The organism is Paraburkholderia sp. 2C, assembly GCF_054589215.1.
In genome coordinates, this window is the sequence record NZ_BAAILL010000036.1 from 79,058 (window position 1) to 103,940 (window position 24,883).

Below are 24,883 nucleotides of genomic sequence, written 5' to 3' on the forward strand. Positions count from 1 at the left end.
CGACGCCTTCAAGCGCGGCGAGATCGAAGCGCTTGTCGCCACCGATGTCGCGGCGCGCGGTCTCGATATCGCCGAACTGCCGGCCGTGATCAACTTCGATTTGCCGTTCAATGCCGAAGACTACGTGCACCGGATCGGCCGCACGGGCCGCGCGGGCGCGTCGGGCGACGCGCTGTCGCTATTCAGCGCGAACGAACGCAAGCAGTTGCAGGACATCGAGAAGCTGATCAAACGGCCGCTCGAGGTGCAACGGCTCGTGGTCGACGCGCCGGTGCGGCACCATCACGACGATCGCGGCGCCCGGCGCGGGCGCGACGAGCGCGATGACCGCGGCAGCCGGCGCCGCACGGGCGGCGGCTTCGAGCGCGGCGCCTCGCATGCGCACCGTCAGCCGCCGATCGACGACTTCTTCCTGAAGCCGTACGAGCCTTCGCCGAGCGCGCTGTCCGCGGCATCGGCGAAGCGCGACGAGACCGACGGCGTGCCGCAAAAGCCCGCGTCGAAGCAGCCGCTCGCCGCGCTGCTTGGCGGCTTCGGCATGCCGCGCAAGACCTCTTCGTCTTCCTGATCTTCCCTGTGACTTTCCGGGCCTCGACGGCCCGGCGTCCTGTCTTTCTCCGTTCCGCCGTCGAAGCGTCTACTTCTTCGAAGGCGTCACCACCACCGTGCATGTCGTACCGGCCGACAGCAGCACGCCGTCGGGCACCGAATCGATCCTGATGCGCACCGGCACGCGCTGCGCGAGGCGAACCCAGTTGAAGGTCGGGTTCACATCGGCGAGCAGTTCGCGGCTTTCGGGGTTGTCGCGGTCGTAGATGCCGCGCGAAATGCTCTCGACGTGCCCGCGCAGCACGCCACCGCTCATGAGCCGCATTTCCGCCGCGTCGCCGACGCGCACGTGCGGCAGCTTGGTTTCCTCGAAGTAGCCGTAGACCCAGAACGAGTGGCTATCGACGATCGCCAGCTTCGCCGACCCGCGATCGCGTAGTCGCCGCGATAGACGTTGAGGTTCGTCACATAGCCGTCGACGGGCGCGATGACGCGCGTGCGCTCGAGATTGAGCTTCGCTGCATCGAGCGCCGCGATGGCCTGCTGATACTGCGCCTCGGCCGAGTTGGCGGTATGCGTGGCGTTTTCGCGCGATTCCTTCGACACCACGAGACTATCCATATCCGCGCGCCGCTTCGCGTCGTCGCGGCGCATCTGCAATTCGGCCTTGCGCGCGGCGACAGCCGCCTGCGCCTGCTCGACCGCGATCTGATAGTGCGACGGATCGATTTGCATCAGCAGATCGCCTTTCTTCACGAACTGATTGTCGCGCACCGGCAGCTCGACGACGGCGCCCGACACATCGGGCGCGATGTTGATCACTTCGGCGCGCACGCGGCCGTCGCGCGTCCACGGTTCGTCCATGTAGTGGACCCACAGCGCGCGGCCGATCAGCACCGCGACGACGAAAATTGCCGCAGTCGCGATAAACCCGAGGATGTTACGGATGGTCATGTTTCGGCTCTTTCAACGATAAACGGCGAGACCCAGGCCGCCGCACACGCAAACGAGCAGGCTCGCGCGAAACAGCGACGGGTGCCAGACGACGCTATACACGCCGAGTTGCGCGAGCACGCGGTCGATCATCCATGTCAGCCCCGCGCCGGCGAAAAACAGCACGATGACGGCGGGCATGTACGCGTCGAGGATTGCGACCTCACGAGGCATGGCGAGCTCCTGGTGGCGGATGGCCGGTGCCGTTGCCGTCAAGTTCGGCAAGCGGCGATTGAGGGTCGAGCAGCGCGCTGCGCACGAAGTGCGCGTGGCTCAGGATGCGCTGCATCCGGTGGCGTTCGTCGCGTTCCGGCGCGACTTCGGCGAGCATCTGCTGGACGGCGTCGATTGCGGCGCCGGTCGCGGCGAGCGCGATATCGAGCCGCTGCGCGGTCGGCGTTTCGAACAGGCGGCCGACGTCGTCGCGCATTGTGCGCAGCTTGATGCGCCACGGCGCCATGCGCGCATAGCGCGGCTCACGCGGCAGTTCGTCGATCTCGCGGCGCAAGTCGGTGATCGCGTTGCCCACTTCGAGCACGGCAAAGAGCCAGCGCAGTGTTTCGCGCTTCACTTCGGGCTCGTCGGCCGCCAGCGCGTTGATCTGGAACATCAGGTCGCGCGCGCCGCTTTCGAAGCGCGTGCGCAGCCCGCGTACGCTGCCGCGGCAGCCGGCCACCACCTGTCGGCGCAAGTCGATCAGGAGGCGATTGCGCAGCCACGGTGTGGAGGGCGGCAGCAGCACCGCGAACGCGACCGCGGTGACGAGCATCGACAGCACGAGCGCGAGCGCGTCGTTCATAAAGCTCATCGGATCGTAGATCTCGACGTTGTCCGGGCCCGCCAGAAAGCAGAAGAAGATGCAGTAGCCGACGCCGTAGCCGGCCAGCTTCGGCCGCGTCGTCATGAACACGCCGAGCGCGAGAAATGGCGCGAGCGCCGCGCACAGCAGCGCAAAGCCATCGATATGCGGATAGATGCCGAAGGTGAGAATCATCGCCATCAACGACGCCAGCGTGGTGCCGACGGCCATCTGCCAGGCCATGCGCGGCGGATTCGACGACGACGACGCGAGCGCGCAGATGGCCGCCGCATTGAGCGTGAGCGTCGTGCCGCTCGGCCACGCGGTCGCGATCCAGAACGCGCCGAGCACGCACATCACGATCGCGGCGCGCACGCCCGAGATGCCGGCCGTCAGCGGATTCGTCTTCGGTTCGTAGCGCTCGATCCAGCGCTCGCGCGCATGCGTGGGGACCGCAAGCGACGCGTAGGTGGCCGTGTACGCGTGCAGATCCTCGACAAAGCGGTAGAGCAGTTCGGATGCCGTATCGAAGTCGAGCAGCGGCTCATCGGGATGCACGGCGAGTTCGGCGCGCGTCGCGCGAATGCGTTTGGGCAGCTCCGTCTTATACGCTTCGAGCTGTTCGGCCGAATGGATCGCATCGGCGGCCGTACGCACGGGCTCGCCGGACTGCCGGTGCAACAGCGGCGCGATTTCGCGGAAATACGGTTCGAGCGCGTCGATCGTGACCCATGCGCTCTGCCTATGCAGACGGTTCATCAGCTGATGCAGCGCGTGAAAACGCGTCGACGCCGCCATGAACTCGGTATTGAGCCGCGCGAGGCGCCCGCCGCGCATCCGCGATTCGGGGCTTTCGAACACAGCCATGCTGCGCATCGCTTCAAGGCCGACGATATCCGCAATGAAGCGCGCATTGGTCTCTTCGATCTGCGCGCGTTCGATACGGCCGCCGAGCACGTTGCCGACGTAATCGACGAACGAGCTGAAGCGCGCGCGCACGGTCGTGCGCACCAGTTCGCCCGTGTGTTCGGGAAACAGCAGGGCGCTGACGGTGCCCGCGCAGACGATGCCGAGCAGCACTTCCGAGACGCGTGTCAACGCGGACAGCAGCGCGCCGTCCGGGTGTTGCGAAGCGGGAATGCCGATCAGCGCGGCCGTATAGCCGGCCAGCACGAAGCCGTACGAGCGGAAGTTGCGATTGCGCGCGGCGCCGGCCGTGCAGATGCCGACCCACAGGGCCGTCGACAGAATGAACAGTTCGGGCTGCTGCGGAAAAAGACCGAGCAGCGCGAGCATCACGACGAGGCCGACCAGCGTGCCGCCGATCCGGTAGAAGCTCTTCGCGAATACCGCGCCGCTTTGCGGCTGCATCACGATAAAGACGGTCGTCATCGCGGTGCGCGGCTGCGGCATCTCGAGCTTCATCGCGATGCCGATCGCGAGAAAGGCCGCAGTCAGCGCCTTCAGGATGTAGATCCAGTTGCGGCCGTCGGTGCGCGCCCAGTCGGAGAACGCCGCGCGGAGCGACGGCAGCGACAAGGCGTCTGGCGTGGAGGACGGTGTGGTCATGGCGAGCGCTCCGCGGTCAGGGCGCTTTCGCGGCTGTCGCTGCGTTCAGCGGCGCGGCGCCAGCCGCACGCGCTGACGCGGAATGCGGTGCGGCTGGCTGCGCAGCACTCGACGTATCGCGTGCTGCGGGAGCAACGGCTGCCGCATCGGAAGCGGCATTGGCCGCGCTCGCGCGCTTAGCCGCCTTGCGGCGTTCGCTCGCGGGCCAGGTATCCGCTTCCGACGGACCATCGGCCGGCTCCGCAAGGCCGCCGCCGAGTGCCGCGACGAGCGTCGCGCGTGCGTTCAGCCGGTCGGCCTGCACGCGCGCCACGCCTTCCTGCGCGCGCAGCTGCTGCGTTTGCGCGATCAGCACGTTCACATAATCGGTCAGGCCGCGCCGGTAGCCCTCGCGCGAGAGACGATAGTTTTTCGTCGCGATATCGACGGCGCGCTGCGCTTCCTTCGCCTGGGTTTCAAGCGAGCGGATCCGCACGACCTGGTCGGAAATCTGCTTCAACGCGCCGACGATCGCCTGGTTGTACTGCTCGGCGGCTATGTCGTAGCCGGCCGACGCGGCGCCGAGCTGCGCGCGCAGACGCCCGCCGTCGAGAATCGGCAGCGACGCGGCCGGCCCCGCGGTCCACTGGCCGTTCTGCGCATGCAGAAACTGGAAGAACGGCCCCATCGCGGCGAAGCCGCCGACCGATGCGAGCAGATTGATATTCGGATAAAAGTCCGCGTGCGCGACGTCGATGCCACGCGCCTGCGCCGCGACGGTCCAGCGCGCCGCCACAATATCGGGACGATGGCCGAGCAGCTCCGCGGGCAGCGCCGACGGCAGGCCGGCGGGGCCGTTCAACGCAAGTTGCGGTCGCGTGATCGTGTCGCCCGCGCCGGGCCCTTTGCCGGCGAGCGCGGCAAGCTGATTGCGGCCGAGCGCGATTTCCTCTTCGAGCGCATCGATGCGCCGCTCCGACTCGGGCAGCGGCGTTTCGGCCTGCGAGACTTCGAGCTGCGTGCCAAGGCCGCCTTTGAGCCGCCGGTTCGCGAGGTCGGCGACCTGCTGCTGTTGCGCGAGCGTGCTTTTCTCGATGTCGAGCAGCTCGTAGTTCAGCGCCAGGTCGATATACGTGCGCACCACGTTCGCTTCGATTTCGAGCTGTGCGGCGCGTGCATCGGCCGCGCTTGCATGCGCGAGGTCGAGCGCGGCTTCGGCGGCGTTCTTGTCGCGGCCCCACAGGTCGAGGTGGTACGACAGACTCAGCGCCGCCGTGTTATTCCACGTGGTCTGGTCGGCGAGCGGGCCGGGCCCGTAATAGACGTTATCGGGCCAATGCTGCCCTTGAATGGACAGATTGCCGTTGACCTGCGGGGCAAGCGCGGCCGCATTGACCGCCGCGAGCGCCTGCGCATTGCGCACGCGCGCCTGCGCGACGCCGAGCGTCGGATTGCCGGCCAGCGCCGCTTCTACCCAACTGTTTAGTTGGGGGTCCTTGTAGGCACGCCACCAGTCGACGGCGGGCCATTGCGCGTCGATATCGGCGGCGCGAATCGCCGCGCCCGCATCGAGCGACATGGGGTCGTTGCTGTGCGCTTGCGGCGCCACGTTTCCGGGAGACGCGCAGCCGGCAATTATTAGCGAGATCGCAAGAACGGCGAACGCGGCGATCCCATTCATCACCGGAAACTGCACGATTTTCTCCCTAATTGACTATGAAACGCTGTTCGCCATTATATTTTTCAGCTGATTAGCGAATAATGGGCAAAGGTGTAACGCATCTTTACCGGATTTGCGATAATCGCCCTTACAGTATGTGCAACAATCGGCTCCACAGGTAGTCAAGGATCGACATGGATACGCTCCAGAACATGCGCGTCTTTTCCCGCGTCGTCGAGGCGGGCAGTTTCACCGCTGCCGCGCAGCACCTCAACACCACCACTGCGTATGCGTCGCGCGCTGTTTCGGACCTCGAAGCACATTTGCGCACGCGCCTCCTGAATCGGACCACGCGCCGTATCGCGCTCACGGAGGCCGGCGAGCGTTACCTGCAGCGTTGCGAGCAGATTCTCGCGTATGTGGATCAGGCCGAGGCGGAAGCGAGCGACGCGCACGCGCGCCCGTCAGGCAAGCTGAAAGTCCATGCGATGACGAGTTTTGGTCAGCACTACGTCGTGCCGGCGGTAGGCGGGTATCAGCAGATCTATCCGGAGGTGCACGTCGAACTGACGCTTGCGCAACGTATGCCCGATCTGCTCGACGAAGGTTACGACGTTGCGCTCGTGCTCGCGCAGCACCTGCCCGATTCGGGGCTCGTGTCGCAGCGTCTGGGCAGTGTGTTCAGCATCACGTGCGCGTCGCCGGGGTATCTCGAGCGCAACGGCGTGCCGCAAACGCCGGCGGATTTGCGCCACCACGTGTGCCTGCGCCTGCTCACGCCGATTTTCCCGACCGACGAATGGATGTTCGACGGTCCGAGCGGACAGGAGACCGTTGCGCTCGGACCGGCCTCGTTCCAGGTGAATGTCGCGGAAGCGCAGGCGGTGGCGGTGCGCGAAGGCATGGGCATCGGGCTCCTGCCGCTCTACTCGGCCATTGCGGGACTGCGCAGCGGCGAGCTGGTATGGGTGCTGCCCGAGTACACGTCGCAGGAAATGACGCTGTATGCGCTCTATGCGTCGCGCCAGTATCTCGACGCGAAGATTCGCACGTGGGTCGAGTATCTGCGCGACGGGTTACCCGCGACGCTTGCCAACGATCACGCCGAATTGCGCAAGTTCGCGCGTACCTGATCGACCCCCCCGGCGCGTCGGGGGCAAGCGGCGCGCGGCGGGCGCCGGTCCGCTTGCCGCTTCCGTACGACGTTACAGATGCCGTTGCATCGCAACACTTCCTTACTTTCCACGCGGACCGGTTTTGCTAACGTGGAGTCCATGCCGCTGCCGGCTCCCGCGGCGGCGCACGACGCAATCCGCCACCCATCCGCAACGAATGGCAAGAAGAGGAAAACATGGATACGCATCTGATGATCGGTGTCGCTGTTATTTTTGGACTGATCGTGGTTGCCGCGTCGCGCGACGTGCTTCGACGCCTGCGGCCACAGCCGCGGCTCGTGCCGGTGAAAGTCAGAACGATGCAGCCGGCGCGCAGGGATGATGCGAGCAGTCTCTGATTCGGCCTTTCGCTTCCGCTAAATCTTCACTACCTTCGTCCAGCTGAACTGCCCGTTCTCGAACTGACGCGTACGCCTGTCGAAGTAGCCGCGCGGATTGCAGACAACGCGCGTGCCGTGCTCGACGTAATCGAAAGCGGTATGCGTGTGGCCGTGGATCCACAGCGCGACGGGCTCGCGCACCAACTCGGGCAGGTCGTTGACGAAGCCTGCCGATACGAGGTCGTTCGCATATTTCGCCGCGAGGCTGCGCCGATGCGGCGCATGATGGGTGACGACGATGGTCTTGCCTGCGAACGGTTGCGCGAGTGCCTCGGTGAGCCACGCGCGTGCGCGTGCATGGAGCGCGAGCGAATCGGCGGGGGTGAAAGGGCGAGGCGTGCTCGGTTCTTCGTTGGTGTTCCCCGCGTTGCCCCACGCAACCTGAATCAGCCCGCGGTAGTCGAGCATGGCGCGCTGGGCGGCGGCAATCGACGCCGCGCGCGCATCCGGTTGCGCGCCGTACAGTTCGAAGTCGGTCCACAAGGTCGTGCCGAGCACGCGCCATTGGCCGAGCGGGTCGACGAGCGCGGCGTTGTTCAGGAAGTGCACGTTGTCGACCGAATGCGCGGCGTCGTGCATCGCCGATTCGAGCGCGCCGAACTCTCCGTCGTAGTACTCGTGATTGCCCGGTACATAGACGACCGGCACCGCGCCATCGAACGTTTGCGCGGCCCAGCGCAACCCTTGTGCGTGATTGTGGATGTCGCCCGCGAGCACGATCAGGTCGGCATCGGCGTGCGGGATGACGTCGGGCTCGTCGTGCTCGAGGTGCAGATCGGACAGCACGCGAATCTTCATCGATACGGCTCCCATGCGCCGCGCGCGGGCGGCGTGTTCCGTTCATGCCGCACGGTGGCGGCGTGGGTGGTGCTTCGTCTAGCGTAGCACCTTCGTGTGCGGTGTCTCGTGTCGCGCTTGTGCTTGCCGCTTGTGCTTGCCGCTTATGCATGCGCTGATGCGTGGCGCCCTTTGCATGGCGCTCTTGCGAGGCGCTTTTGTGTGACGCCCTTTGCGCGAACTACGCCGCTTTCTTCGCGCGCCGCGCCGCCCGTTTGAACGGTCCGACATAGGCCAACGCGCACGCGAAAAACAGCACCGCGAGTAACGCTTCGAGCCATGCCAGCGACGCGCTCGGACCACGGTCGCTCATGCCGCGCACGATGCCCTCCATCAGATAGAGCAGCACCAGCATCGATGCCCACTGCAGCGTATAGAGACGGCGGCGCCAGACGCCCGGCAGCGCAAGCAGCAGCGGCAGCGCCTTCAACACGAGCGCCGAGCCGCCGGGACGCAACGGCGCGATGCGCCATTCCCAACCGACGCACAACGCAATCAGCAAGACGAGTGATGCAGTTGCGCCGTAAGCGGCCCACGCCGATGCGCGCGGCGCGGCGGTTGGCGTGGCAGGCGGGCGTGGTGTATTCATCGGTATGCGGGGCGCCTTGTTGTCGAGCGCGCCTACGGACGTTCGGTCATCGACGCCGCGGTGCGCGCGATGCGTGTGCCGAGCGCTATCGCGAGGGCTTTCTCGTCGGCGGAAATGCCGTGTGCGGCGGAGTCGGCGCGCGCGTGGTGTGAGGCGCCATACGGCGAGCCGCCCGTCTGCGTCGTGTTGAGCAAACTTTCCGTGTAGGGGATGCCGACGATCAGCATGCCGTGATGCAGAAGCGGCAGCATCATCGACAGCAGGGTGGTTTCCTGTCCGCCATGCAGGCTCCCCGTCGACGTGAACACGCAGGCGGGCTTGCCGGCGAGTGCGCCCGATAACCACTGCGGCGTGGTGCCGTCGAGAAAGTATTTGAGCGGCGCGGCCATATTGCCGAAGCGCGTCGGCGAGCCCAGAGCAAGGCCCGCGCACTCTTCGAGATCGCGCAGCTCGGCATACGGCGGGCCTTCGCTCGGGATGTCGGGCGCGGTTGCCTCGCAAACGGTCGAAACCGGCGGGACCGTGCGCACGCGCGCCTGCATGCCGGGAACGCTATCGACGCCTTGCGCGATCGCGAGCGCGAGTTCGCGTGTCGCGCCATGCCGGCTGTAGTAAAGCACGAGGATGTCTTTCATAAGCTCTTTTTAGTGAACGGGTATTATAGGGGTTGGGTCCGGCGCTCATGCCACGCAGTCACGTCAAACTCGGGGTCAAACTCGGGGTCAACCCCGGCACGGCGGCGTTTCGGAGAGATCGATGAAGTGGAAGGAGCTCGGCTTGCTGTCGCGCGTATTGCCCCTGTTGTCCCGCTTGCGTGTCGACTTCGATACGGTGAAACGTCTCGCGCAATTCGCCGCGCAGCGCAGCGGCGAAGACCGTATCCCGCAGGTGGCCGGCAGCCTGACATTCACGACGATGCTCTCGCTCGTGCCGCTTGCCACAGTCGCCTTCGCGCTCTTCACGGCGTTTCCGATCTTTGCATCGTTCCAGAGTTCGCTGCAGGGCTTTCTGGCCGACCACCTGATGCCGGCGCAGTTCAACAACCAGATCTTCAAGTACCTGAACCAGTTCGCGTCGAAGGCGAAGGGCCTGACGACGATCGGCATGATCGTGCTGCTCGTCACCTCGGTCATGACGATGATGACGGTCGAATCGGCCTTCAACGTGATCTGGCGTGTGCGCAAGGCGCGGCCGTTCGCGCAGCGCGTGCTCGTCTACTGGGCGATCCTGACGCTCGGGCCGCTGCTGATCGGCGTGAGCCTGTCGATTTCGTCGTATCTGTTTACGCGATCGATGGCGTACACGGCGACGCAACACATTCCGTCGATGATCGAATGGGCGCTGACAGGCGCCGCGCTGCCGCTGACCGTGCTCGCGTTCACGCTGATGTACATGTACCTGCCGAATTGCCGCGTCGAATGGCGCGATGCGGCGGTGGGCGGGCTGTGCGCCGCGATCGCATTCGAGTTCGCGAAGCGCGGCTTCGGTTTCTACATTCGCCGCATACCGAGCTATACGGCCGTGTATGGCGCCTTCGCGGTAGTGCCGCTGTTCCTGCTATGGATGTACCTGAGCTGGTTCATCACCCTGGTGGGCGCGATGATCGCGTCGGCATTGCCCGCGATTCGCATCGGGCAATTCCACCGTCCTTATTTTGCTGGCGGCGATCTGCTCTACGCGCTCGAGCTGCTCGCGACGCTCAGCGATGCGCGCGACACCGGCTCGCGCGGCTACACGGTGGCCGAACTCGCGCGCATGCTTCGCCGCGACATGGACACTATCGTGCGCCTCCTGCAGCAGCTCGAGACGGTCGGCTGGATCGTGCCGCTCGACGAGAACGGCTCGCAGCCGCACTACGTGCTGCTTGCGAACCCGAATCAGATCACCGTGCGGCAGCTCTACGATCTGCTTGTGATCGATCGCGGCGAACTCGCGTATCAGGCCAATCTCGATTCGACGCATGTTCACGGCGCGACGCTGCTCGCGGCGCTCGAAAACGACAAGCTCGATGTCACGCTTGCCGCATTGATCGCGGCACGTGCGGAAGAGCGCGCCGCGCAGCAGGCCGACGACGGCGCACGCGGGACGTCGGCGATGCCCCATCGGGTGGCTTGACGGGCCGACATGCGCGGCTAGAGGCTGCTGGCCTCCGGCGCGGCTGCACGAGTGGTTGCGATTGCGGCTACAGCGAGATCTTTCCCGAGCAGATGTCCTTGAACATCACCCAGTCGCCCATCAGGCTGTAGATCGGATGGCGGAATGTGGCGGGGTGGTTCTTCTCGAAGAAGAAATGCCCGACCCATGCAAACCCGTACCCGCATACGACTGCCACCGGCAGCCACATCCAGTCGGCCGACGCGAGCGCCAGCGCGACGCAGCCGATGACGCCGAGCGAGCCGAGAAAGTGCAGACGTCGCGACGTCAGATTGCGGTGTTCTTCCAGGTAGTACGGATAGAACTCGGCGAAGCTCGCGAAGTGCGGTTCATTTTGCGTGGAATGCGGATCCATCTTCAGCTCCCGTGCGTTGCCGCTTGCAGGCACGAATTCATTGTGCGGCGTTCCATTCGCGCGCGCAACCTGGCCATTCGGCTAATGGTGCGTAACCGCTCAGGCAGGTACGCTGGCAGGTAACGTGGAGGCGAACGAAAAAAGCGCATCGAGCGTCGCGTCGGGCTGTTCGGCCATCAGCGCATGGCCGGCATCGAGCGCGACGATGTCGAACGGTACCTGCGATTGGCGGAACGCCTCGGCCAGTGCGCGGGTGGCGCGCGGCGGCGTCATCAGGTCGCGCTTGCCGGAGATTATCCGCACGGGGCAGCGCACGCGCGCGGCGCGTTCGAGGCCGTCCGCATATTCGTTGCACGCATTGAAGTCGGTATGAAAGAGGCGCGGCTCGCCGGCTGCCGCGACACGCTCCATCAGGCGCTGGTTCATCCCGTGCAGCCAGAAGCCTGGCGCGGGGCACGACGGCTTCGCGGCGATCGTCGAATGCGACCACTGGTTGACCATGTCGATTGCTTCGGTTTCGCGCTCGCGTGCGGCGTCGAGCAGCGCGTCGGAAACGGTCATCGGCACGGCGGTGGCGAGCAGCGCGAGATGCGTTGCGCGCTCGGGGTAGCGGGCCGCGAAGTCGAGCGCAACGAGCGAGCCCATGCTGTGGCCGGCCACCCACGCGCGGGCGGTACCGGTCGCGTCGAGGAGCGCCGCGAGCCAGTCGGCGAGTGCGCCGATGCTGGCGAGCGCGGGGCCCGCGCTGCGGCTATGTCCGGGCAGATCGACGGCGAGCACGCCAAAGCCGTGATGCGCGAAGTAGCGCGTTTGCAGCGCCCAGACGCTGTGGTCGTGTTCGGCGCCGTGGATAAACACGGCCGTCGGCAGCGCCGGGTCGAGGGGTTTGCCGCCCGTGTAGGCGTAGGCCGCTTTGCCGTTCACGTCGACAATCATGGGGACTCCTTGTGCGCGGCATTGCATTGCGCCCTGGGGGAGGTGGCGGGTGTGCCGGTCGCGGGCTGTGGCTGGTTCTTTGCGCCAGGGCCGGTAGCAGCACGGGCACCAGCACCAGCACCGGTACCAGCACCAGCGGCTTTTTGCACTGCCTTCAACGCCCGCTTGAGATCGTCGATCAGATCGTCCGGGTCTTCGAGGCCGATCGACAGCCGCACCGTGCCTTCCGCGATGCCGGCCGCCGCGAGCGCGGCCGCGTCCATCCGGAAGTGCGTGGTGGATGCGGGGTGGATCACCAGCGAGCGCGCATCGCCGACATTCGCGAGATGCGAAAAGAGCGCGAGCGCCTCGATGAACCGGCGGCCTGCCGCGCGGTCGCCGCGCAGATTGAAGCTGAACACGGCGCCCGCGCCGCGCGGCAGCAGACGCTTCGCAAGCGCATGGTCCGGATGCGACGGCAACTCGGGATAGGCGACCGATACCACAGCCGGATGCGCGGCAAGAAAGTCGACCACCTTGCGCGTGTTCGCGACATGACGCTCCATGCGCAGCGGCAAGGTTTCGATGCCCTGCAGCAATTGCCAGGCGGCTTGCGGATGCAGGCACGCGCCGAAGTCGCGTAACCCCTCGCGGCGCGCGCGCAGCAGGAAGGGCGCGACGGTGCTTTCTTCGGCGAACACCATGCCGTGAAAGCCCGCATACGGCTCGGTGAACTCCGCAAAGCGGCCCGACGCGGCGAAATCGAAGGTGCCGCCGTCCACCAGTGCGCCGCCGATGGTCGTGCCGTGGCCGCCGAGGAATTTGGTCGCCGAGTGGTAGACGAAGTCGGCGCCGTGCTCGAACGGCTTGATCAGATAGGGCGTCGTGAACGTCGAATCGACGAGCAGCGGCACCCGCTGCTGATGCGCGATCTGCGCGAGCGCTGCGATATCGAGCACCTCCAGGCCCGGGTTGCCGAGCGTCTCGCCGAACAGCAGGCGCGTATTGGGCCGCACGGCCGCGCGCCAGGCGTCGAGATCGCCGGGTCTGACGAAGGTCGTCTCGATGCCGAAGCGCGGCAGCGTGTAGCTGAGCAGATTATGCGAGCCGCCGTAAAGGGCGCTCGACGCGACGATATGCGAGCCCGCACCCATCAACGTCGCAATGGCAAGGTGCAGCGCGGCCTGGCCGCTGGCCGTGCCGATCGCGCCCGCGCCGTTTTCGAGCGCGGCCACGCGTTCCTCGAATACGGCGACGGTCGGGTTCGAGATCCGCGAGTACACATGGCCCGCGCGCTCCATGTTGAAGAGCGCGGCCGCATGGTCGGTATCGCGAAACGTGAAAGACGTGGTCTGATAGATCGGCGTCGCACGCGCGCCGGTGGTCGGATCCGGGGCCGCGCCGGCATGCAGCGCGAGCGTATCGAAACGGTTGGCTGGCATCGGAACGGCAGGGCATGAAAGCCGCGCGGAGGGTGGGGGTGTGGCCATCGTATCACCCGCGTGGTCGCGCCGGAGAGGCCTGGTGTGCCGGGCTTGCAGGCCGGTTCATCGCCGGGCTTGCCGCTTGCGCCATCCGCCCATGGCTGGCGGAACCGGGCTCACCCGCGCCTTGCCTCGCTGCTTTCCTTTTAGGGGCCTTTCCGCTAGCATCAAAAATAATGCCATCCAAGCCTATCCGCGCATCATCAGGAGACGAATCATGCGAGTCAGCGATATCCTCAAAGTGAAGGGAAACACCTTATTCACGGTGACACCCGACACCCCGCTCAACGACGCGATCGACGCGATGGCCGAACACGATATCGGCTCGCTTGTCGTGATGGAGTACGGCGATCTGGTCGGCATGCTGACCTTCCGCGAAATCATCCTTACGCTATCGCGCAACGGCGGCAGCGTCGGCACCACGACGATCCGCAAGATCATGGACGACCATCCGCTCACCTGCACGCCGGAAACGGACGTCAACGAAGTGCGGCGCATGATGCTCGAGCATCATGTGCGCTATCTGCCGGTCATGGAAAGCCGTGCGCTGATGGGCGTGATCTCGTTCTACGACGTCGCGAAGGCGGTCGTGGAAGAACAGGGCTTCGAGAACCGCATGCTGAAAGCCTATATCCGCGACTGGCCGGAAGAGCGGGAACCGGCACAGTAAAATCGAGCCTGCGGCGTCGGCCACGCCGCACGCCATCCGACTCGCTTGCCGGTTTCACGCTACTGCACCGGTGGTTTGGTGTAGGGTACGGGTTATCCCGGAGTGAGCCTCGCCGGGGTTATCCACGATCCCGTCGCGATTTTGCTGATACAGGGCGGCTGACGATGCATCGGAGCGCGCGCGAAAGCGTGCGCTTTTTTGTGTCCACGTTCAGCGCCATCACCGAGCTGGCAGACTGGCGGCCCGTTGTCTACCTTACATTGTGCCTTCCGGCTTCTGCCGATACTCCGCTTTCCGTATCCGATGAGCGATCGACCGCTACCCGCCGCCCGCCGTGCCGCCCGTGAAGGGCACGCGCACGAATCGCAGTTCCGTCTGCTGCGCGAGCGGCGCTTCGCGCCCTTCTTCTGGACGCAGTTCCTTGGCGCGATGAACGACAATGTGTTCAAGATCGGCTTCACGTCGCTCGTCACCTATCAGGCGGCGCGCTTTTCGGGCGTCAATCCCGATACGGCCGCGTTTCTGATCTCCGCCATCTTTATCCTGCCGTTCGTGCTGTTTTCCGCGACCTCCGGCCAGATCGCCGACAAGTACGACAAGGCGATGCTGACGCGTTTCGTGAAGACCTTCGAAATCGGCGTGATGCTCGTCGGCGGCGCGGGCTTCTGGTTGCATAGCGCGCCGCTGCTGTACCTGTGCACCTTCATGATGGGCGTGCATTCGACGCTCTTCGGCCCGGTCAAGTATGCGTATCTGCCGCAGCATCTGGAGAAGCCCGAACTGGTCGGCGGCAATGGGCTGGTCGAAATGGGCACCTTCGTCGCGATTCTGCTCGGGACCATCGTCGGCGGCGCGGCGGCGGGCCTTGCCGCGCACAGCGAAGCGATTCTCGCGGGCGGCTGCCTCGCGATTGCGGTGATCGGCCGTGTCGTGTCGGGCTTCGTGCCTGCGTCGAGGCCCGCGCAGTCGAGCCTCGAGATCAACTGGAATCCCGTCAGCGAAACGTGGCGCAATCTGAAGCTCGCGCGCGAACACCGTACGGTGTTTCTGAGCCTGCTCGGCATTTCCTGGCTGTGGTTTGTCGGCGCGACGTTTCTGTCGTCGTTTTTCCGTTTCGCGAAGGATGTGCTGTCCGCGAACCCCGATGTGGTGACCGTGCTGCTCGCGACGTTTTCGGTGGGCATCGGCATCGGCTCGCTGATGTGCGAGCGGCTGTCGAAGCGCCGCATCGAGGTCGGGCTCGTGCCGCTCGGGTCGATCGGCATGAGCGTCTTTGCGATCGACCTGTTTTTCGCGAGCCACACGCTGCCGCGCGCGGCGCATCTGCTGTCGGTTGCCGAGTTTCTTGCGCTGCCCGCACACTGGCGGGTGCTCGCCGATCTGTTCCTGCTTGCGATGTTCGGCGGCTTCTATAGCGTGCCGCTCTATGCGCTGATTCAGGCGCGCAGCGTGCCGAGCCATCGCGCGCGCATTATCGCCGCGAATAACATTCTGAACTCGCTGTTCATGATCGTTTCGGCGCTGATGGCGGTGGCGCTGACATCGGCGGGCGTCGGCATTCCGGGGCTTTTCCTCGTGACCGCGCTGCTCAATGTCGTGGTCGCCATTTATATCTATTCGCTCGTGCCGGAGTTTCTGCTGCGTTTCGTCGCGTGGTTGCTCGTGCATACGTTTTACCGGATCCGCCTCGTGCACGCCGAGCGTATTCCGGAAGAGGGCGCCGCGGTGCTGGTGTGCAATCACGTGAGCTATGTCGATGCGATTGTGATCATGGCCGAAAGCCCGCGGCCGATCCGCTTCGTGATGGATCATCGGATTTTTCGCACGCCGTTCGTCGGCTGGCTGTTCCGGCACGCGAAGGCGATTCCGATCGCGCCCGGGCATGAAGATGCCGCCTTGCTCGAACGCGCTTACGATGCGTGCGCGCAGGCCCTGAAGGAGGGCGACCTCGTCTGCATCTTTCCGGAGGGCAAGCTCACGCGAACCGGCGATATCAATCCGTTCCGTCACGGCGTGACGGAGATCTTGCGCCGCGAGCCGGCGCCGGTTCTGCCGATAGCGCTGCGCGGCTTGTGGGGCAGCGTGTTTTCGCGCGGCAGCGATTCGCAATGGCCGCGGCCTGTGCACAAGGGCGTGATGAGCCGGCTCACGCTTGCGGTCGGCGAGCCGCTCGAGCCGGCGCAGGTTACGCCCGAGGGTTTGCAGCAGGTCGTCGCGGAGTTGCGAGGCGCGCGCAAATAAGTTGGTAAATGAGCGGGCAAAAAGCGCACAAATGAGCGCACCTCGGTCGCGGCCTGACGGACGTCGCGGCGCACACCGACGGCGCGCGCCAAAGCAATGCGCTGCCCGATATCCACTTGCGTCCACTCGCGGCGCGGGACCGGGCGCACGCCAGGCTGGCATAATATCGGTCTCCCCGCTTTACTTTGGACGACGCTCATGTCCGGCAACACGTTCGGTACGCTCTTCACCGTCACGACCTTCGGCGAATCGCATGGCCCCGCCATCGGTTGTGTGATCGACGGCTGCCCGCCCGGCATGGCCCTCGTCGAAGCCGATATCCAGTTCGAACTCGATCGCCGCAAGCCGGGCACCTCGCGCCATGTCACGCAGCGTCAGGAAGAAGACAAGGTCGAGATCCTGTCCGGTGTGTTCGAAGGGCAGACCACCGGCGCGCCGATCGCGCTTCTGATCCGCAATACCGATCAGCGCAGCAAGGACTACGGCAACATCGCCGAAACGTTCCGCCCCGGCCACGCCGACTACACCTACTGGCAGAAGTACGGCATTCGCGATCATCGCGGCGGCGGCCGCTCGTCGGCGCGTCTGACTGCGCCGACCGTCGCGGCGGGCGCGGTCGCGAAGAAGTGGCTGCGCGAGCATCTGGGCACCGAGATTCGCGGCTATATGTCCGCGCTCGGCGAGATCGACGTGCCGTTCGTCGATTGGGCGCATGTGCGCGAGAATCCGTTCTTCGCGGCGAATGCCGAGATCGTGCCGCAACTCGAAGCGTATATGGACGCGCTGCGCAAAGAGGGCGATTCGATCGGCGCGCGCATCAACGTGGTTGCATCCGGTGTGCCGGTCGGCCTCGGCGAACCGCTGTTCGACCGGCTCGACGCCGATATCGCGTACGCGATGATGGGCATCAACGCGGTGAAGGGCGTCGAACTCGGCGCGGGTTTCGCGAGCGTGGCGCAACGCGGCTCCGTGCATGGCGACGAACTCACGCCCGAAGGCTTCGTCGGCAATCATGCGGGCGGCGTGCTCGGCGGCATTTCGACGGGGCAGGACATCACGGTCTCGATCGCCATCAAGCCGACTTCGAGCATTCGCACGCCGCGCCGATCGATCGACAAGTCCGGCGAGCCGGCTATCGTCGAAACATTCGGGCGGCACGATCCGTGTGTCGGCATTCGCGCGACGCCGATCGCCGAGGCCATGCTCGCGCTGGTGCTGATCGATCACGCACTGCGGCATCGCGCGCAATGCGGCGACGTGGTTGTCGCGACACCGAGGATCGCCGCGAAGGCGCCGTAACAGGCAGCAGCGCGGTAACGTCGCACTCATGTTGCACGCATGCCGCGTGCATTTCCTGTGCGTTTCCCGCGCATTTCCGGGCTACGGGCCGCGGCTCGCGCCGCCGGTAGCCGCCGGTGGCCGCTGGTGGCCGCCGGCGGGTCGCGAACACAAGCATAAGGTTTCACCGTTTTACTGTCCGTGGAGCATAACGATGACAGCCTCCACACCTTCCAGCGCCGATGCCCTGGCGCAACTTCACGCGCGCGCCACGGCGCCGAACGCGGTGGCCGCCGACTGGCTCGCGTACGGCAACGCGCTCTTCACGCAGGCCGGTCGCGACGCACAGCGATTGCGCGACGCGTTGAGCGCGTTCGTGCGCGCATGGCGTCTCGACGCGTCGAGCGACCCCACATTGCTGCCTAAAATTGCGCAGACCGCGTTTATCGTGCGCGACTGGCCGCTCGTCGAATCCGCGACCGAACTGCTGCTCGCCCGCGACGCCGCCGATGCGAACGCGCTCGTCTGGCGCTCGGCCGCGATGCAACAGCGCGACGATTTCAACGAAGCGCAGCGCTTGTTGCTCGAAGCGGCACGCGTCGCGCCGAACAATCCGGTCGTGCTGCACAAGCTCGCGTTGTGTGTCAAGGAACAGGGCCGCTTTGCCGAAGCCGAAGCGCTGTTGCGCCGTGTGCTCGAACTGTCGCCGGACAGCCCGCCCGCGCAATTCGACCTCGCGGAACTCGAAATCCGCGCGGGCCGCTTCGCGCAAGCGTGGCCGCACTACGAGGCGCGTCTTGCTTTCGACGACGGCATCGGCAACGCGCAACAGGCGCTTGCCGCGCTCAGTCCGCACTGGCGCGGCGAGCCGCTCGAGGGCAGGACACTCGTCGTCTATGGCGAGCAGGGACATGGCGATTGCCTGTGGGCGGCGCGCTTTGTGCCGCTTCTCGCGCAACGCGCGCGCGACGAAGGCGGTCGCGTGATATTCGGCCATGACGGGCCGCTGCGCGCGCTGTTCGAGCGCATGCTGCCGGCCGACGTCAAGCTCGAAACGAGTCTCGACACGCATCCCGATTTCCATTGCGGCCTGATGAGCTTGCCGTTGTATCTCGGCATTCACGATGCGGCCGGTTGGGCGCAACCGTATCTGAGTGCCGACCCGGCGCGTGTCGAAGCATGGCGCGGCTATATCGTTGCGCCCGCAACGAGCAGTCAGTCAAGCGGACCGCAAGCCGATCGGCACAACCGCGTGTGCCGCGTCGGTATCGTCTGGAACGGCAACCCGGCGCATGTGCGCGATGCGCGTCGTTCGGTGCCTGTCGAGCAGATCGAAGCGCTGCTTGCAGTGCCGGGCGTCACCTGGTTTGCGTTGTCGCCGGGCCGCGAAGCGACCGTCGCGCAATGGCGCGCGCACGGCGTGAATATCGTCGACCCGACTGCGCATTTCGGCGCGGGCTTCGACGATGTGGCCGCGCTGATGATGAATCTCGACCTCGTTGTGACGATCGACAGCGGCCCTGCGCATCTGGCCGGCGCGCTCGGCGTGCCGACTTGCCTGATGATCGACCACGTGTCGGCGTGGTTCTGGGGCAATGAAACGCAAGGCACGCCGTGGTATGGCTCGCTCGAGCTATACCGCCAGCCATCGGTGGGCGCATGGGCGCCAGTGATCGAGCGGGTTAAAGCGAGAGTCGAAGCGTTAGCCGCGGCGACTGCCGACGGACATCGCTCATAGGAAGTAGCGAAGCACCGCGGCGCCACCGCCTTGCCGCGACGCATCGCTGCGCACTACATGTTCGGATAATTCGGCCCGCCGCCGCCTTCCGGCGTGACCCACACGATGTTCTGCGTCGGGTCCTTGATATCGCAGGTCTTGCAGTGCACGCAGTTTTGCGCATTGATCACGAGGCGCTCGTTGCCGTCGTCGCCCTTGACGAACTCGTAGACCGCGGCGGGGCAGTAGCGGCCCTCGGGCCCCGCGTACGTCCGGAAGTTCACATCGACCGGTACCGACGGATCTTTCAGCGTCAGATGCGCCGGCTGATTCTCCTCGTGATTCGTGTTCGAGACGAACACCGAAGAGAGCCGGTCGAAGGTCAGCTTGCCATCGGGCTTCGGATAATCGATCGGCTTGCACTCGGATGCGGGCTTCAGCGTTTCGTGGTCCCAATGCTGATGATGCAGCGTCCACGGCACATTGCCGCCCAACAGCTTCTGCTCGATGCCCACCATCACGGTGCCGAGATAAAGCCCTTTACTCATCCACTGCTTGAAATTGCGCGCGCGATGCAACTCGCCGTGCAGCCACGATTGCCTGAACGCGTCCGGATACGCGGTCAGCTCGTCGGCCTGACGGCCCGCCTGCAGCGCGTCGAACGCGGCATCGGCGGCCATCATGCCGGACTTGATTGCCGCATGGCTGCCCTTGATGCGCGATGCGTTCAGAAAGCCCGCATCGTCGCCGACCAGCGCGCCGCCCGGAAACACGAGCTTCGGCAGCGACAGCAGCCCGCCCGCGGTGATCGCGCGCGCACCGTACGACACGCGCTTGCCGCCTTCGAGAAACGCGCGAATCGACGGATGCGTCTTGTAGCGCTGGAATTCCTCGAACGGCGACAGATACGGATTCGTATAGCCGAGCCCGACGACAAAGCCGACCATCACCTGGTTGTTGTCGATGTGATAGAGGAACGAGCCGCCGTACGTTTCGGTATCGAGCGGCCAGCCCGCGGTGTGGATCACGAGGCCGGGCTTGTGCTTCGCCGGGTCGATTTCCCACAGTTCCTTGATGCCGATGCCGTACACCTGCGGATCGGCGCCGTCGCGCAGCCTGAAGGTGTCCTGCAATTGGCGCCCGAGGTGCCCGCGCGCGCCTTCACAGAAGAGCGTGTATTTCGCGTGCAGCTCCATGCCGAGCTGGAAATTTTCGGTCGGCTCGCCATCCTTGCCGATACCCATATTGCCGGTCACGACGCCTTTGACCGAGCCGTCGTCGCCGTACAGCACCTCGGCCGCCGGAAAGCCCGGGAAGATCTCGACGCCGAGCGCCTCGGCCTGTTGCCCGAGCCAGCGCGTGACGTTCGCAAGACTGATCACATAATTGCCGTGATTCTTGAAGTTGTCGGGCAGCGCCCAGTTCGGCACCGAGGTCGCCTTGGTCTCGGAGAGAAACAGGAACCGGTCTTCGGTCACTTCGACGGTAAGCGGCGCGCCTTTTTCCTTCCAGTCGGGAATCAGCTCGGACATGGCGCGCGGATCCATGACCGCGCCCGACAGGATATGAGCCCCGATCTCCGATCCCTTCTCGAGCACGCAGACGCTGGTTTCCACGCCTTTTTCCTGCGCGAGCTGCTTGAGACGGATCGCCGCGGCAAGCCCGGCAGGCCCGCCGCCGACGATCACGACGTCGTATTCCATCGACTCGCGCGGACCGTATTGCTCGATGAGACTTGCGGGGGTCATTGAAACTCCTCTTACCGTTAGAATGCTTTTTTCGGGATCGTATTGTGGGCGAACGGTTCCGACGCTGCAACCGAATGCAGTCTTATTAGCACGATCGTACTATTATTCAGGAAAACCACAATGGGCCGTTCGATCAATCTGGAAGGCAAGGTCGCGCTGATCACCGGCGCGTCCACTGGGCTTGGCAAGCGGTTCGCACAGGTGCTGTCGCAGGCCGGCGCGAAAGTCGTGCTGGCAAGCCGCCGCGTCGAGCGCCTGAAGGAATTGCGCGCCGAAATTGAAGCGTCCGGCGGCGCGGCGCATGTCGTGTCGCTCGACGTCACCGACTATCAAAGCATCAAGGCCGCGGTCGCGCATGCGGAAACCGAGGCCGGCACCATCGATATTCTCGTCAACAACTCCGGCGTATCGACCACGCAGCGTCTCGCGGATGTCACGCCTGCCGACTTCGAATATGTGTTCGATACGAACACGCGCGGTGCGTTTTTCGTCGCGCAGGAAGTCGCCAAGCGGATGATCATGCGCGGCGCGGGCAGCGGCGGCAAGCCGCCGTACCGCATTATCAATATCGCGTCGATCATGGGCCTGCGCGTGCTGCCGCAGGTCGGCCTGTACGCGATGAGCAAGGCGGCCGTCGTCCATATGACCAAAGCCATGGCGCAGGAGTGGGGCCGGCACGGCATCAACGTGAACGCGATCTGCCCGGGCTACATCGAAACCGAAATGAACCATCATCACTGGTCGACCGAGCAAGGCCAGAAGCTGATCTCGATGCTGCCGCGCCACCGCGTCGGCAAGCCTGAGGATCTCGACGGCCTGCTGCTGATGCTGGCTGCCGACGAATCGCAGTTCATCAACGGCGCGGTCATCTCCGCCGACGACGGTTTCGGCTTGTCGTAAGCCAGTTCGTTTCGGCGCCGCCGCGCGCCTCGATCAGCCGCGATCATCGGAAAGTCGCGGTTGCGTCCGCTTGGTTGCGTCCGCTCGGTTGCGCCCGCCTGGTTGCGTCAGTTTTTTCCGGAAGATTTCGATGAACGATTACCACGCAGTATTCGAAATGTCGCTGCCGATCCGCTGGGGCGACATGGATGCATTCGGCCATGTGAACAACACGGTCTATTTTCGCTATATGGAGCAGTTGCGGGTGAGCTGGCTCGAGCACGTCGGCCTGCCGGTGGGCATCGGCGACGTTGAAGGGCCGGTTATCGTCAATGCGTCGATGGAATTTCTCAAACAGCTGCAGTATCCGGGCGATGTGATCGGCAGGATGTCGGTCGGCACGCCGGGGCGCAGCAGCTTCGATACAGGCTTCGTGCTCACGCGCGCCGATGATCCGCACACTGTCTATGCGCGCGGCGGCGCGCGCTGTGTGTGGGTCAACTACAAGGAAGGCAAGTCGGTGCCGATGCCGGAGAAGCTGCGCGCGGTGATCGAAAAGGCGCCGCTTGCGCAGGCGACGGCTTGATGGCCGCCCCGTGGCCATCCCGTGGTCACGCCGCGATCCCGCAACGCTGATCGGCGCATACCCGCGCGCACCAGCTTCAGTGCCCCAGTAACCGCTGCAGCAGTTCGGTCGCGTTACCCGTGTCGTACTTGCGCATCAGCCGGGCGCGGTACACATCGACGGTGCGCGAGCTGATATCGAGAATCCTGCCGATCTGCTTGCTGGTTTTGCCGGTGACGAGCTGCGCGGCGATTTCACGCTCGCGCGGCGTCAGTTCGACGGCGACACGCCGTGTCGCACTCAGGTCCTCGAAGGTCCACACGCCCGCCGCATGCGGATCCGCGCGCTCGAGCGAGCGGCCGGTCACATGACACCAGAACAGTTCGCCGCTTGCACGTTTCATGATGCGGTCGTCCGCATAGCTGCCTTGCGCGGTCATGATCGGCGGAATGCGCTCGCCGATCCGCTCGAATTCATCGGCCGACGGGTACAGCACCTGAAACGACTGGCCGATCAGCGCCTCGCGCCGGCAGCCGAAAATCGACGCGAGCTCGTCGTTGCAGTCTTCGATGATGCGGGCGCGCGACAGCACGAGGCCGATCGGCGCGAGGTGAAACGCGGTTTGGTAATCCAGGGCGGACATGAATGCGGTGCGAATACTTATGTATTTTTGCGTATTGTGCCGCAATGCTCGCGCGTCGTACCCTTTCGGCACGACAACGCAAGTCGCGGCGGCGTGCGGCATCCGATCCCATCCGATTCGCCGATGTGCAGCTTAAGCCGCACACGGATGTTCGGCCGGTTTGTACACCGCTTGCTGCCAGTGACTAGAATGACGTTTCGGGCGTTGCCCGATGCACGTCGATCGGATCGCCGATTGCAGGTTGAACGCGCGTTGGCCGATTCTGGATTTCCATTCAAGGAAGGGACATATTGATGAACAAGGTCTATCCGAGCGCCGCCGAAGCGCTCAAGGACATCGTCAAGGACGGGCAGACGTTTGCCGTCGGCGGTTTCGGCCTATGCGGCATCCCTGAGGCACTGATCGCCGCGCTGCGCGACTCGGGCGTCAAGGGCATTACGTGCATCAGCAACAACGCGGGCGTCGACGGCTTCGGTCTCGGGCTGCTGCTCGAAACGCGCCAGATCAAGAAAATGATCTCGTCGTATGTCGGCGAGAACAAGGAGTTCGAGCGCCAGTTCCTTGCCGGCGAACTCGAACTCGAATTCACGCCGCAAGGCACGCTCGCCGAAAAGCTGCGCGCGGGCGGCGCGGGCATCCCGGCGTTCTTCACGAATACCGGTTTCGGCACCGTGATCGCGGAAGGCAAGGAAACGCGCCAGTTCGGCGAGAACCACTATGTGCTCGAACATTCGCTGACCGCCGACGTCGGGCTGGTCAAGGCGTGGAAGGCGGACAAGTCGGGCAATCTGATCTATCGCCGCACCGCGCGCAACTTCAATCCGATGTGCGCGATGGCGGGACATATCACGGTCGCGGAAGTCGAAGAGATCGTCGAAGTCGGCGAACTCGATCCGGACGCGATCCATACACCGGGCATCTTCGTGCAGCGGCTCGTGCTCAATGCGCATCCGGAAAAACGCATCGAACAACGTGTGACCCGCGCGAAAGGAGAGTAACCATGGCCTGGAATCGTGACGAAATGGCCGCGCGTGCGGCGAAGGAATTGCAGGACGGCTTCTACGTGAACCTCGGCATCGGCTTGCCGACGCTGGTTGCGAATCACGTGCCGAAGGGTATCGAAGTGTGGCTGCAATCGGAAAACGGTCTGCTCGGCATCGGACCGTTCCCGACCGACGACGAAGTCGATGCGGACATGATCAACGCCGGCAAGCAGACGGTGACGACGCTGCCGGGTTCGTCGATTTTCTCGTCGGCGGATTCGTTCGCGATGATCCGCGGCGGCCACATCAATCTTGCCATCCTCGGTGCGATGCAGATCAGCAAGACCGGCGATCTCGCGAACTGGATGATCCCGGGCAAGATGATCAAGGGCATGGGCGGCGCGATGGATCTGGTGGCGGGCGTAAAGCGCGTCATCGTGCTGATGGAGCATGTCGCGAAGGGCGATCAGCACAAGATTCTCGATGCATGCACGCTGCCGCTGACGGGCGTCGGCGTTGTCGACCGCATCATCACCGATCTCGGCGTGATCGACGTGACCGATAACGGTCTGAAGCTCGTCGAACTGGCGCCGGGCGTGAGCGTCGATGAGATCAAGGCGAAGACGGGCGCGCCGCTCGATGTGAGCGCGGTGCACTGACCGGATCGGTTGATCGATTCGATCGTCGATTCGATCGCGTTGCGAAGATGGAAGCGGGGGGG

At 64.9% G+C, this 24,883-nt stretch carries 23 protein-coding genes and 1 pseudogene; 12 read left to right on the plus strand and 12 right to left on the minus strand.

Features of this window, described 5'->3' with window-relative positions; translation table 11 throughout:
• On the plus strand, nt 1-568 hold a 568-nt coding region (locus ACYPXD_RS12990), incomplete at its 5' end, for a helicase-related protein (RefSeq protein WP_459711729.1).
• 69 nt (nt 569-637) lie between these two features.
• Here the strand turns inward: ACYPXD_RS12990 and ACYPXD_RS12995 are convergent.
• The 4 genes and pseudogenes from ACYPXD_RS12995 to ACYPXD_RS13010 all read right to left on the minus strand — a co-directional run bounded on the left by ACYPXD_RS12995 (nt 638) and on the right by ACYPXD_RS13010 (nt 5,585).
• Nucleotides 638-1,503 (minus strand): annotated as a pseudogene (locus tag ACYPXD_RS12995) (efflux RND transporter periplasmic adaptor subunit).
• 12 nt (nt 1,504-1,515) lie between these two features.
• Nucleotides 1,516-1,716: a DUF1656 domain-containing protein gene (locus ACYPXD_RS13000; RefSeq protein WP_459711732.1), complete on the minus strand. Its 201-nt coding sequence runs from the start codon at nt 1,714-1,716 to the stop codon at nt 1,516-1,518.
• On the minus strand, nt 1,706-3,910 hold the full coding sequence (locus ACYPXD_RS13005) for an FUSC family protein (RefSeq protein WP_459711734.1): 2,205 nt from the start codon (nt 3,908-3,910) through the stop codon (nt 1,706-1,708). The genes ACYPXD_RS13000 and ACYPXD_RS13005 overlap by 11 nt, the downstream gene beginning before the upstream one ends.
• 16 nt (nt 3,911-3,926) lie before the next feature.
• A complete protein-coding gene (locus tag ACYPXD_RS13010; protein ID WP_459711737.1) occupies nt 3,927-5,585 on the minus strand; it encodes an efflux transporter outer membrane subunit in 1,659 nt (552 codons plus the stop codon).
• A gap of 158 nt (nt 5,586-5,743) precedes the next feature.
• Between ACYPXD_RS13010 and ACYPXD_RS13015 the strand changes: the two genes are divergently transcribed.
• Together ACYPXD_RS13015 and ACYPXD_RS13020 are read left to right on the plus strand one after the other, a co-directional pair.
• Complete coding sequence (locus tag ACYPXD_RS13015) at nt 5,744-6,682, plus strand: LysR family transcriptional regulator (protein WP_459711739.1); 939 nt, start codon at nt 5,744-5,746, stop codon at nt 6,680-6,682.
• A gap of 218 nt (nt 6,683-6,900) precedes the next feature.
• Nucleotides 6,901-7,062 carry a hypothetical protein gene (locus ACYPXD_RS13020; RefSeq protein ID WP_459711742.1) on the plus strand — a complete coding sequence of 54 codons (162 nt, stop codon included), beginning with the start codon at nt 6,901-6,903 and terminating at the stop codon, nt 7,060-7,062.
• An 18-nt stretch (nt 7,063-7,080) separates the two neighbouring features.
• On the opposite strand, the gene ACYPXD_RS13025 is transcribed toward ACYPXD_RS13020, so the two are convergent.
• The 3 genes from ACYPXD_RS13025 to wrbA form a co-directional block, all read right to left on the minus strand.
• Nucleotides 7,081-7,902 carry a metallophosphoesterase gene (locus tag ACYPXD_RS13025; protein ID WP_459711744.1) on the minus strand — a complete coding sequence of 274 codons (822 nt, stop codon included), beginning with the start codon at nt 7,900-7,902 and terminating at the stop codon, nt 7,081-7,083.
• Nucleotides 7,903-8,122: 220 nt separating this feature from the next.
• The gene (locus tag ACYPXD_RS13030; protein WP_459711746.1) at nt 8,123-8,530 is read right to left on the minus strand and encodes a DUF2069 domain-containing protein; all 408 of its coding nucleotides are present in this window, start codon (nt 8,528-8,530) and stop codon (nt 8,123-8,125) included.
• A 32-nt stretch (nt 8,531-8,562) separates the two neighbouring features.
• Nucleotides 8,563-9,165 carry an NAD(P)H:quinone oxidoreductase gene (wrbA, locus tag ACYPXD_RS13035; RefSeq protein WP_459711748.1) on the minus strand — a complete coding sequence of 201 codons (603 nt, stop codon included), beginning with the start codon at nt 9,163-9,165 and terminating at the stop codon, nt 8,563-8,565.
• Nucleotides 9,166-9,286: 121 nt separating this feature from the next.
• Between wrbA and ACYPXD_RS13040 the strand changes: the two genes are divergently transcribed.
• A complete protein-coding gene (locus ACYPXD_RS13040; RefSeq protein ID WP_459711750.1) occupies nt 9,287-10,645 on the plus strand; it encodes a YihY family inner membrane protein in 1,359 nt (452 codons plus the stop codon).
• A gap of 67 nt (nt 10,646-10,712) precedes the next feature.
• On the opposite strand, the gene ACYPXD_RS13045 is transcribed toward ACYPXD_RS13040, so the two are convergent.
• From ACYPXD_RS13045 to ACYPXD_RS13055, 3 genes are all read right to left on the minus strand, one after another.
• Nucleotides 10,713-11,039 carry an Mpo1-like protein gene (locus tag ACYPXD_RS13045; protein WP_459711752.1) on the minus strand — a complete coding sequence of 109 codons (327 nt, stop codon included), beginning with the start codon at nt 11,037-11,039 and terminating at the stop codon, nt 10,713-10,715.
• Nucleotides 11,040-11,138: 99 nt separating this feature from the next.
• Nucleotides 11,139-11,975, minus strand: coding sequence for an alpha/beta fold hydrolase (locus ACYPXD_RS13050; protein WP_459711754.1), 837 nt, complete (start codon nt 11,973-11,975; stop codon nt 11,139-11,141).
• Entirely contained in the window at nt 11,972-13,396 is a 1,425-nt protein-coding gene (locus ACYPXD_RS13055; RefSeq protein ID WP_459711756.1) for an O-acetylhomoserine aminocarboxypropyltransferase, read from the minus strand. The genes ACYPXD_RS13050 and ACYPXD_RS13055 overlap by 4 nt, the downstream gene beginning before the upstream one ends.
• Before the next feature lie 259 nt (nt 13,397-13,655).
• On the opposite strand from ACYPXD_RS13055, the gene ACYPXD_RS13060 reads away from it, so the two are divergent.
• From ACYPXD_RS13060 to ACYPXD_RS13075, 4 genes are all read left to right on the plus strand, one after another.
• A complete protein-coding gene (locus ACYPXD_RS13060; RefSeq protein WP_459711758.1) occupies nt 13,656-14,108 on the plus strand; it encodes a CBS domain-containing protein in 453 nt (150 codons plus the stop codon).
• A gap of 303 nt (nt 14,109-14,411) precedes the next feature.
• Entirely contained in the window at nt 14,412-16,349 is a 1,938-nt protein-coding gene (locus ACYPXD_RS13065; RefSeq protein ID WP_459711761.1) for an MFS transporter, read from the plus strand.
• Nucleotides 16,350-16,547: 198 nt separating this feature from the next.
• Nucleotides 16,548-17,648, plus strand: a complete 1,101-nt coding sequence (gene aroC, locus ACYPXD_RS13070) for a chorismate synthase (RefSeq protein WP_459711763.1) — start codon at nt 16,548-16,550, stop codon at nt 17,646-17,648.
• Nucleotides 17,649-17,841: 193 nt separating this feature from the next.
• Nucleotides 17,842-19,365 carry a tetratricopeptide repeat protein gene (locus ACYPXD_RS13075; protein ID WP_459711765.1) on the plus strand — a complete coding sequence of 508 codons (1,524 nt, stop codon included), beginning with the start codon at nt 17,842-17,844 and terminating at the stop codon, nt 19,363-19,365.
• Nucleotides 19,366-19,418: 53 nt separating this feature from the next.
• Here ACYPXD_RS13075 and ACYPXD_RS13080 read toward each other — a convergent pair whose 3' ends face one another.
• The gene (locus ACYPXD_RS13080) at nt 19,419-21,092 is read right to left on the minus strand and encodes an electron transfer flavoprotein-ubiquinone oxidoreductase (RefSeq protein WP_459711767.1); all 1,674 of its coding nucleotides are present in this window, start codon (nt 21,090-21,092) and stop codon (nt 19,419-19,421) included.
• Between the two features lie 120 nt (nt 21,093-21,212).
• Between ACYPXD_RS13080 and ACYPXD_RS13085 the strand changes: the two genes are divergently transcribed.
• Both ACYPXD_RS13085 and ACYPXD_RS13090 read left to right on the plus strand, forming a co-directional pair.
• The gene (locus ACYPXD_RS13085; protein ID WP_459711769.1) at nt 21,213-21,992 is read left to right on the plus strand and encodes an SDR family oxidoreductase; all 780 of its coding nucleotides are present in this window, start codon (nt 21,213-21,215) and stop codon (nt 21,990-21,992) included.
• Nucleotides 21,993-22,122: 130 nt separating this feature from the next.
• Nucleotides 22,123-22,557, plus strand: coding sequence for an acyl-CoA thioesterase (locus tag ACYPXD_RS13090; RefSeq protein ID WP_459711771.1), 435 nt, complete (start codon nt 22,123-22,125; stop codon nt 22,555-22,557).
• 76 nt (nt 22,558-22,633) lie between these two features.
• On the opposite strand, the gene ACYPXD_RS13095 is transcribed toward ACYPXD_RS13090, so the two are convergent.
• Nucleotides 22,634-23,179: a LuxR C-terminal-related transcriptional regulator gene (locus ACYPXD_RS13095; RefSeq protein ID WP_459711773.1), complete on the minus strand. Its 546-nt coding sequence runs from the start codon at nt 23,177-23,179 to the stop codon at nt 22,634-22,636.
• 293 nt (nt 23,180-23,472) lie between these two features.
• Here ACYPXD_RS13095 and ACYPXD_RS13100 point away from each other — a divergent pair, with 293 nt between their 5' ends.
• A complete protein-coding gene (locus ACYPXD_RS13100; protein WP_459711775.1) occupies nt 23,473-24,177 on the plus strand; it encodes a CoA transferase subunit A in 705 nt (234 codons plus the stop codon).
• A gap of 2 nt (nt 24,178-24,179) precedes the next feature.
• The gene (locus ACYPXD_RS13105) at nt 24,180-24,821 is read left to right on the plus strand and encodes a CoA transferase subunit B (protein WP_459711779.1); all 642 of its coding nucleotides are present in this window, start codon (nt 24,180-24,182) and stop codon (nt 24,819-24,821) included.
• The last annotated feature ends 62 nt before the right edge of the window (nt 24,822-24,883 follow it).